6 protein-coding genes and 1 pseudogene are annotated in these 10,400 nt (G+C 35.5%); 1 reads left to right on the forward strand and 6 read right to left on the reverse strand.

The window, feature by feature from the left end; genetic code table 11:
• The 5 genes and pseudogenes from ACFCYN_RS23945 to ACFCYN_RS23965 all read right to left on the reverse strand — a co-directional run.
• Positions 1 to 447, reverse strand: a pseudogene (locus ACFCYN_RS23945) (S8 family serine peptidase); the annotation flags it as partial.
• Positions 448 to 1,259: 812 nt separating this feature from the next.
• The gene (locus ACFCYN_RS23950) at positions 1,260 to 5,525 is read right to left on the reverse strand and encodes a S8 family serine peptidase (protein WP_375952381.1); all 4,266 of its coding nucleotides are present in this window, start codon (positions 5,523 to 5,525) and stop codon (positions 1,260 to 1,262) included.
• A gap of 400 nt (positions 5,526 to 5,925) precedes the next feature.
• The gene (locus ACFCYN_RS23955) at positions 5,926 to 6,150 is read right to left on the reverse strand and encodes a hypothetical protein (RefSeq protein WP_375952384.1); all 225 of its coding nucleotides are present in this window, start codon (positions 6,148 to 6,150) and stop codon (positions 5,926 to 5,928) included.
• Positions 6,119 to 6,250 carry a hypothetical protein gene (locus tag ACFCYN_RS23960; RefSeq protein WP_375952387.1) on the reverse strand — a complete coding sequence of 44 codons (132 nt, stop codon included), beginning with the start codon at positions 6,248 to 6,250 and terminating at the stop codon, positions 6,119 to 6,121. Before ACFCYN_RS23960 ends, ACFCYN_RS23955 begins: the two co-directional genes overlap by 32 nt.
• A 109-nt stretch (positions 6,251 to 6,359) precedes the next feature.
• Positions 6,360 to 6,677 (reverse strand): Gfo/Idh/MocA family oxidoreductase, encoded by a 318-nt coding sequence (locus ACFCYN_RS23965; protein ID WP_375952390.1) that lies wholly within the window; start codon positions 6,675 to 6,677, stop codon positions 6,360 to 6,362.
• Between the two features lie 197 nt (positions 6,678 to 6,874).
• Between ACFCYN_RS23965 and ACFCYN_RS23970 the strand changes: the two genes are divergently transcribed.
• A complete protein-coding gene (locus ACFCYN_RS23970) occupies positions 6,875 to 7,246 on the forward strand; it encodes an MGH1-like glycoside hydrolase domain-containing protein (protein WP_375952396.1) in 372 nt (123 codons plus the stop codon).
• Positions 7,247 to 7,820: 574 nt separating this feature from the next.
• Here the strand turns inward: ACFCYN_RS23970 and ACFCYN_RS23975 are convergent.
• Positions 7,821 to 10,400 (reverse strand): S8 family serine peptidase (locus tag ACFCYN_RS23975; protein ID WP_375952393.1); only part of this gene is annotated, 2,580 nt, incomplete at its 5' end.

Consider the following 10,400-nt stretch of genomic DNA (forward strand, 5'->3'; position numbering starts at 1 on the left):
ATCGTTGTATTCTCTTGTAATTTTAGCGTCTTTCATTTTATCTGCTTTTCGTTCATTCTGACTCTTTACTTTATTCCACTCTTGTTTAAATTTAGCATGATCGCTACTTTGTTGTGTTTTTGCGGTAGAAAGAGATAGCCGTTTTCCTTTCACTGCCTGCTTTAAAACCTCTACCTTTGCAGGTGCTTCGTTAAATTCAACAATTACATTGACCAATTCTGAGCTTTTTTGGTTTATATCCGGCGAAATAACGAATCCTGGTGAAGCATCAAGTTGTTTCAGTGCCATCCTTTGTTCATCTGTTAAGTTTTCCAACATTTTTTCGACACTTTTTGAATTATTCTGACTTTTAATTTCAGCATTCGCCTTATAATGAATACCTGTTGAAAATAACATACTCGTAATAACCGTGCCTGTTAACACACGTTTAAGATTTGCTTTTTTCATACCTTTTCCCCCTGAACATCATATATAATTAAACTTTCAAAAAGAATGGGTAAATTATCTTTGATCAATATCAAGATGAATTTTAAATACTACTTTATAATTCATTCGTAGAAATCTGATTTAATGCCGTTCATGTGCTCAGGTGTAATATCTTAAGTACATCTCTATCCTTTGAGTTACAATTTGTGCTTGTTCCATTCGGTACATTTTTTTAATGGACATTTAAATAAAACTAATATGTACTTTACAAATCATCCTATTTAACACATTTTCTTAACGGTCATCACCATTTTTCATCTCTCTAAAGTTAAAGATCGATTTATAAATTTTTCCTCCTCATGATCATCTTCCCATCCTAAATTGATTATATGGAAAATTGATTATATTTATTTTTCTGAAAATTCCGGAAAATATCCCTATATTTATCGACAAAGATTAACAATTTCTGCCTTTTTTAATGAAAATTCTGGTCCGTGAGGATCGGTGAGGATGTCTCTAATAAATTTAGCGATTTGCAATTTCACTCTCTCTTCTTCCTTTAAAAAATGATAAAACCTTAAGATGCTGAAGCTTGTTAATTTTACGGCCAATTGAACTCTTCCTCTCCAACAAACATTAGAATAATCATTTTGTAAATTATTTAATGGGCCAGTTGACTAATACCTAATTCTGCGGTCAGTGGTATAGCTATTTAATGCTCTTTTTGTTGAATATTTTTATCAACCCGACCTGAACAACAAATCCTTTCTCATTAAATAAAAAAATCAGTAACCTTATAAGAGATTACTGATTTTTTTTTAAATTAAATTTAATTATTCTAAATCTAGAGCATGTAAAACATCATCTAATGTTTTACCTTTAGATTTCTTAACAGCCTTAGGAGAATTTTCATTCCATGGATTTTGCATTAGATAGTTATTAATGACATACTGCATATCTTTTGCATCAACAACACCATCATAGTTAATATCAGCATCACGCTTATTTGTGCCCCAATACGTTTGAATGTACACTGCATCGTTTACGTCAATGACGTTATCTTTATTGACATCTCCACCAGGGATATAGTCATATTGAACCGGTTTAGATCCAGCTGTCACTTTTCCATCCTCTTTTATTCCGACTGTAAAATCTTTTGATAACGTAAAATGACCTGGCACATCAATTTTTAGGTTAAAATTCTCACCTGTTATCGGTAATCTCGTTCTAAATGCCCACGGACTTATTTCAGAATAACCGAATTGATCAGTAACACCATATTCTTTTCCACTTGAATCTTTCACGCTAATTTTTGTGCCTGTTTTACTATAGTCAAGTTGTTTCTTCTCTGGCTCTAAACCACCAAACTTCATCAATCCTTCTGCTTCTATATCTGATCTCATCAATGAATAAATTGGTGTAACATAGAAATATGGTTGAATCCCTTGAGTCGTTACTTTACTATCATCCATATTAGTATAAACTGCACTAAAGAATCTTGAGCCAGTTGTACTCTTAAAGCTCATTGGCCCCTTGAAGTATACGTCTTTTGCCTTTACTGTTAAATCAACCAAAGAAACATCTCCAGCAATTCCTGTATTAGCTAGATCTCCAGTTGCTGAAGCAATGATCGTCATCTTAGTGTTCCCGCCTCCTAAAGGAGTAGTCATACTTTGAACGTCTAGTTTCCCTTTAAATGCACTATTTGCTTGCACGTTTACTACATCAAGGAATGTACTTGGATAAACGAAACTATATTCAACTTTCTTCACATTTGTTTTCACATTTTTTGTAGAGAATGTTACTGTCGTTGAGTCACCCATATTAATACGTTGTTTATCAGCGATTGCAGTTGTATAAGCTGTTCCTTTTCTTACAAAATAGGCATCTATCATACTACCGTAATTTCGAACACTTGCTTTGCTATAATCTGTGAAGTCGTATTCTGTAATCGCATTGACAATTGGACCAGATGAACTTAAAGGAATTTCCGCTTTGAAATATCCTTGAGCGTCTACTGGTATACTTGTTTCTGCAGAATTATTTGGATTATAATACGTAAAATTATTATCTCCTTGAGAAGCAGTAATACCTGCTGCCTTCATCTCATTGATGTCTTTATCAAATACATTACCTGATACACTTACTTTCGTATCGGTGGAATTAGCCGTTTCGTAAATGCCTCCTGGCTTCATATTATCCATTGTTACCTTGGGTTCTCTCTCGCCATAGTATACGGAAGTATCTGCTGTAAAGGTTTCCCCTATATCGTTTGTTCCTACCATTCGAATTTTATATAATCCTGGATCTGTTGCTTTATAGTCATATGCAATCGGATTATCTGGGTCACCAGTTAAAGGATAATATCTTCCTTCGTTTAACAAACCTCTGAAATAATAATCGGTATTCTCGTCTGCACCCATTCCATCAGCTGAGCCTAAGAAACCAATTTCTTTGTCTGTTTTTGGATTGACAAGGAAGAAATCAAAATAACGCATATGTGAATTCAATTTAAAGTTTGCCCCAATAGACCATCTAGTCGCATTACTTCCTGCTTCATACGCGATTGTATAAGCCGGTGGATTAGCTGTCAGATATTCAATTCCCTTTTTTACAGTATGAATCGCAAATGGAATTTTATATATTTCATCCGGGTTCTTTTGATTTGTATAGACTACATATCCTTCATAAGTACCAAGCTTTGCAGTTTTCGGTACGTTGATTGTAGCTTCCATATTTGCACTGCTATATTTTTTTACTTTGACAGATGATTTAACATCTAAAGTAACTCCATTTGCTGCAGCATCTTGGTCTGCTCTAGAATCACTCGTAAAACGGGCATCCATTGTCTGGAACTGAACCTTTACATCATATGTCTTATCTACAGAACTTTTATTAAATAAAGTAATTGTACGTTGATCTGTCAGATCTTTATCTTTAATTGCTTGTTCCCCAAAACTTAGTGCACCAGTAATGTTTTTAATTTGTTTAATTCCCTTATCTGCTAAAGTTGTTATATTATTTGTTACATTTTTAACAGTTAGAGTCTTGTCTTTAACTTGGATTTCAGTTTGCGCGTGGACTGCTTTATATGGATTTATACGCCCAGCCCCAACTTCATACACACTATATTTATCCGATAAAGGATCCGCCGTGTTCATCAGTGTTGCCTTAATATCAGAAGTCGTCATATCAGGATGTGCTTGCTTAATTAGAGCTGCTACCCCTACAGCGTTTGGCGTTGCCATCGATGTTCCAGACAAGCGCTCATAAGCGTAATCATAGTTTCCAATTTGGTCTGGCCCGTGCATATAAGAAGGAACAGTAGAAAATACAGATACACCTGGAGCTGTTACTTCAGGCTTAATATCGTATAACACTCGAGATGGACCACGTGAACTGAATGATGCTAATTTATCACCTGTTGTGACGATTTGTTTCATATTACTAAATGTAAAGTCTAAAGAACCACCACTTGTAGCCAATCCTCCTATTGGAGCAGCTAAAGCCTTTCCTTGTGCGTTACTAATTAAAAATGTTGGAATATATCCGTAACCTTCTCCAAGGTACACATCACCATTTGGCACAGGTGAATCATATAATATAGCACCGATTGCTCCATGTGCTTTCGCATTCGCTATGATTTGAGATAAACTAATGCTTCCTCGTTGAGCTAGTACAACTTTTCCCTTTACATCGATTTGTGTAGAAGTACCCACAGCTCCCGTCCAATACGAAGCTTCAGTTCCATATAATACATTGACTAATTTCATAGTTTTCCCATCAAAATCTGCTATGTTATCCGTTAACCCTTGAGCAGCTAGTTTTAAATCAGCAGGAACATTACCTGTTGACGATCTTAACGTTCCTGTATACGTCGGGATATTTACTGATGTATCACTTGCACCAACTGTAATAGCTAAAGGAGAGGTACCTGGTGCGCCAAGCGAATACATTGAATTTCCAGAGTTTCCAGCAGCAACAATTGCAGTCACGCCTGCAAGTACAGCATTGTTAACGGCAATCGTTGTAGGATATAATGGATCATTGTAATTTGCACCAAGAGACATGTTAATAATGTCCATTCCATCTGCAACAGCTTTATCAAGTCCAGCTAGAATAGCTGATGTATAACCAGATCCATATGGTCCTAATACTCGATATGAATAAATATCTGCATCTGGTGCAACTCCTGTTACTGAAAGGTCTCCATCGTTTTTCCCTTGTCCAGCAATAATACCAGCCACATGTGTTCCGTGCTCGGTATAATATGCTTCACCATTTGTAGCTAACTCAGCCTGACCAGAAGCCTTCCAATCTGCATAGGTCGTTTCCATTGGATCATTATCATTGTCAACGAAATCGTAACCACCTTTAAAAGCAGCTTTTAAATCTGGGTGGTTATAATCAATTCCCGTATCAAGAATACCTACTTTTACTCCTTTTCCTGTATAGCCTTCTTCATGAAGTTTTTCAACTCCAGGAAATGTCACCATCGTATGCGTTGCAGCTTGTGTTCCTGTAGTTGATGTCTCGCTGATCGATGGTGGCTCTACTTGAACTTGTAAATCACTATAGACAGATTGTACTGCACTTGATTTAAGTAGTTGTTTTATTTTGTTAGCCGGAATTGTCATTGCAACCCCATTAAAAGCTTTTTTATATGAACGTTTTATTGAATATGTATTTTTCTTGTCTTTTAATTCACTACTGAAAATAGTTTTTAAATCTTTTTGGAATGCTTTGTGTGAAGCGTTTATATTTTCTTGCGCATCATTTGCTGATAACGTTTCACCGTTGGATGCTGCCTCTAATACAGCCGCCTGCTCGGGCTTGTCCTTAAATTCAACAATAACAGATGTAAGTTTGTCGCTTGTTTGATCAACTTCAGGAGATATCTGAAGTCCCTCTTTGTCACTCAGCTTTAATTGCTTAATAGCTTCTCGCTGCTGAGGCGTAAGATTTGCTAATACTTGTTCGACCTTTGAAGTTGCTTGTGCATGAACTTGTTGTGAAAAGGAACCTGGTGTCATTGTAGTACTGATAAGTCCTGTTGTTAATGCTAATGTGGTAACATTTCGAAACATATTCTTTTTCATCTACTAACCTCTTTCTTTTCTCAAGATAGATTAATTATACAGACAATTGATTAAATATAATTTTCCGAAAATTCTACCAACTGCATTTTTTTGTAATTCTTTACTTTTTTCATGCTATAAATTAATTTTTTTGAAAAAAGATGTATAAAAGAGAAAAAAGAAGGCAATGTTAGTTTAGAAAAATTAAGAGGAATTATAACAATTGATTTTACAGAAATTTAGTTAATTATCTAGTTAATATTGTAAAAAAGCTGTAGGCATTGTTACTTTTGGGCTTACAGCTTTTTACATTGTATGATTTCAAATCCGATAACATCCTGTACTTATTTCTACTGTTCTAACCTAGAAGCTATTCAAAATCTTTAATTGTTAAAATAACGGTAAAGGTGCCTAATTTCAGTTAGCAGACCACTTCCATTTTTAAGGACACAATTCGTTTTGTTTCTTGTGACTCAAGCGCTGCAAGAATTTTCTCTAGTGATTTCATTCCTTCTTCTCCATTTATAAGGGGTTCTTTATTTTCTAAAATGTTTTGAACAAAATGGTTGATGACATTTGATGAAGTCTGTCCTCCCTCCTCATTAGTCTGGATTTTATCGAGTTTTATGATTAATAACCTTCCCATCACGGTATTCTTCAATTAATGAATATTTCGGATCAGCTTCTAAACGTAATGTCCCTTTTTCTCCATAAATAATCGTCGAATTATCTCCACCACCGGCCACATAAGCCCTTGCATCAAGCTTTCCAATGATGCCACTTTCCTTACGTAATATACAACAGCATTATCATCCACTACTGTGTTTTTCTTAGCATTCGTTTCAATAAATACCACTATTTCAGAAATTTCTCCAAATAAATAACATATTCAATTCGCTTTATGAACTCCAAGGTCACCCATTGCCCCGATAAAGGTTTTTTCTTTATTAAAGAACAGCTTCCTGCTCCATCTACACTCCTACCTTCAGGACCTGAGTGGCCGAACGTGGTTTTAAAACTATAGATTTTTCCGAGATTTCCACTTTCAATAATCTCATTTGCTTCTTGATGAGATGTAACGAAACATTGATTATGAGCGATCATAAACTTTTTTTCATTTACTTTCGCTGCATCGATCATAGCTAACGCTTCTTCTGAATTTTTATTTATCATACATGGGCTCAAATGAGGATGGGATTTGTGAATATCATCACGGTAACGATTCAGGACAGGACAACAGCACAGTATTTAATTCGCCTATGGTTGTTGATTCTCCTGATTTGACGGCATTTCTAATAAAAGCTATCGATATGCTTTCTGAAGTTGCAGGCAAATTGGGTATGAGGATTGAGCAGACAAAATGGTAAGAACTGGCCGATCACTTAACAGGAGTCTTCTGTGACTATTTTATTGAGGACAATCTACCAGTTGCTAAAATTACTGCAAACAGAGAAGTAATAGAAAGCTACAGTATCCTTCCTCTCATCTCAATCATTTTGGGAGATAGGCTTCCTGAAGAGATTAAGGAAGAGATTAAGGAAAACATTATCAAATTACTTTCCAGTGAGCGTTATTTAACACAATGGGGTATCGCTACTGAAGCGATTGATAGTCCCTTGTATCAGAATGATGCATACTGGCGAGGTGCTATTTGGGCCCCTACTACCCTTCTAATAGTAGATGCTTTGGAGGATTGTGGAAAACAAGAACTCGCTATGGAAATTGCGTTTCATCTCAAATAGTCTTGTAGTTTTCTAGTGAGCTATTAATAATGTTTTGGTTAGAATATATTCCATAGCTTTCAAGATGCAATCCTATGTTTAATCTGTCAGTTTAATCTAAATACTTCATAAAAAATCTAGTAGTTTAGATTAAACTATTACATATATTGAAAGAAGATTTTATGATGAAATTCCAACAGACGCTACAGCTTATTATTTCTGTTTTCCATTCTTAAACGAAGAAGATGTATTTAAAGCACCAAGCTGGGCAAAGGAAACGGTATGTTACCAATTTTTCCTAGAGCGCTTTACGAATGGAGACTCATCAATCAATCCTGAAGGTACATTAGCATGGGAAAATGAAGAGCCTTCTACAAACAATTTCTTCGGGCTGATTCTGAAGGAATTATTCAACATTTAGATCACTTTTTCTGAAAATCTATATTCACAATTCGTATATCGTTTGGTATAGACTGTTTTATAAGTTTTATTTATTGAATCGCAATAATAACTTAACTTGAATAAAACATCCTTTCTAAATAAAACATCGGTAACCTTATGGAAGATTACCGATGTTTTTCTTTCTTACATTTAATTATTCTAAACCTAGTGCTTGTAATACATCATTCAATGTTTGTCCTTTGTATTTCGTTTTTGCTTTTGGAGAATTTTCATTCCATGGATTTTGCATCATGTAGTTATTGATAACATATTGCATATCTTTTGCATCAACAACACCATCGTAGTTAATATCAGCAGCACGTTTATTCGTATCCCAATATGTTTGGATATACAACGCGTCATTAATATCAATAACATTATCTTTATTAACATCTCCACCAGGGATATAGTCATAATCAACTGGTTTAGATGCTGCTGTCACTTTACCGTCCTCTTTTAAACCAATTGTAAAATCTTTTGACATCGTAAAGTGACCTGGTACCTCAACTTTTAAGTTAAACTGATCATTAGTGATTGGTAATCTTGTTCTAGCTAATTGAGTGTTTGTCGTAGTATATCCTAACGAATCCGTTACCCCGTATTCTTTCCCTTTACTATCTGTTACGCTAATTTTTGCTCCTGCTTTATTATAATCTATTTGTTTCATTTCAGGCTCTAACCCACCAAACATCATTAAGCCCTCTGCTTCAACACCTGCTCTTAATAATGAATACGTTGGTGTAACATAGAAGTAAGGTTGGATACCTTGTGTCGTTACTGTACTATTGTCCACATTTGTATAAACAGCGTTAAAGAATCTACTTAAACCATTTGAACTGTAGAACATCATCGCACCTTTGTAGTATTCGTCTTTTGCTTTAAAGGTTACGTCTACTAACGATGCATCCCCAATAATACCAGTATTTACTAAGTCTCCAGTCGCTGATGCAGTAATCGTCATTAACGTTTTCCCAAGATCCGGAGCTCCGGTCGTATATTGAACATCTAGTTTGCCTTTAAATGCCGCATTCGGTTGGACGTTCACCACATCAAGAAACGCACTTGGATATTTGAACGTAAACACAGCTTTCTTCACATTTGTTTTCACATTTTTTGTAGAGAACGTGACTGTCGTTGAATCACCCATATTGATACGTTGTTTGTCAGCGATTGCAGTTGTATAAGCCGTTCCTTTTCTCACAAAATAGATATCATTAAAACTACCATAATTTCTTACAGATGATTTGCTATAATCTGAGAAATCGTACTCTGTAATTGGATTGACAATTGGACCAGATGTAGCTAAAGGTATTTCTGTATTGAAATTACCTTGTGCATCTACTGGAATACTTTTTTCTGAAGAATTATTAGGATTATAATACGTAAAATTATTATCTCCCTGCGAAGCAGTAATACCTGCTGCCTTCATCTCATCGATGTCTTTATCAAAAACATTACCAGATACAGTAACTTTTGTGTCAGTTGGAGTAGCTGTCTCGTAAATGCCTCCAGCTTTCATGTTATTCATCGTCACCTTTGGCTCTTTTATTCCATAGTAAACAGGCGTATCTGATGTGAATGTTGCCCCTTTATCATTTGTACCAACCATTCGAATTTTGTATAAACCTGGCTCTGTTCGTTTAAAATCATACGCAATCGGATTATCTGGATTACCAGTTAACGGATAATATTTCCCTTCATTTAATACACCTCGGAAATAATAATCCATATTCTCATCTGCCCCCATACCATCTGCTGAACCTAAGAAACCGATTTCTTTGTCTGTTTTAGAATCGACTAGGAAGAAATCAAAATAACGCATATGAGAGTTTAGCTTGAAGTTTACTCCAAGTGACCATCTTGTGTAATTGCTCCCTGCTTCATATGGGATTGTATAAGCAGATGTAGGGCTTGCTGACACATAGTCAATTCCCTCTTTTACTGTATGAATCGCAAATGGAATTTTATATGTTTCTTCAGGGTTCTTTTGATTTGTATAGACTACATATCCTTCATATGTTCCTAGTTTTGCAGATTTCGGAACATTAATCGTTGCACTCATATTCGCACTGCTGTAACGTTTTACTTTTACAGATGTTTTGACATCTAATGACACGCCATTTGCAGCAGCTTCTTGGTCTGCTCTAGAATCATTTGCAAAGCGACCATCCATTGTCTGGAACTGGACTTTTACATCATATGTCTTATCAACCGAACTTTTATTAAATAAAGTGATTGAACGTTGATCTGATAGGTCTTTCCCCTCAACAGCTTGTTCACCAAAACTTAAAGCACCAGTTATGTTTTTAATCTGTTTAATGCCCTTATCTGCTAAAGTTGTTGTACTATTTGGTACATTTTTTATAGTAGAAGTTTGATCTTTTACTTGAATCTGAGTTTGCGCATGAACTGCTTTGTATGGATTTACACGTCCAGCCCCAACTTCATACACACTGTATTTTTCAGATAATGGGTCAGCTGTATTCATCAGTGTTGCTTTAATATCCGATGTATTCATATCAGGATGAGCTTGCTTAATTAAGGCCGCTACCCCTACAACATTTGGTGTTGCCATCGATGTGCCGGATAAACGCTCATAAGCATAATCATAATTTCCGATTTGATCTGCCCCATGCATGTAAGAAGGTACAGTTGAGAAAACAGATACTCCAGGTGCCGTTACTTCAGGCTTTATATCGTATAAAACACGAGATGGACCACGTGAGCTAAATGG

The organism is Gottfriedia sp. NPDC056225 (genome assembly GCF_042267765.1).
Classification (GTDB): Bacteria; Bacillota; Bacilli; order Bacillales; family Bacillaceae_G; genus Gottfriedia.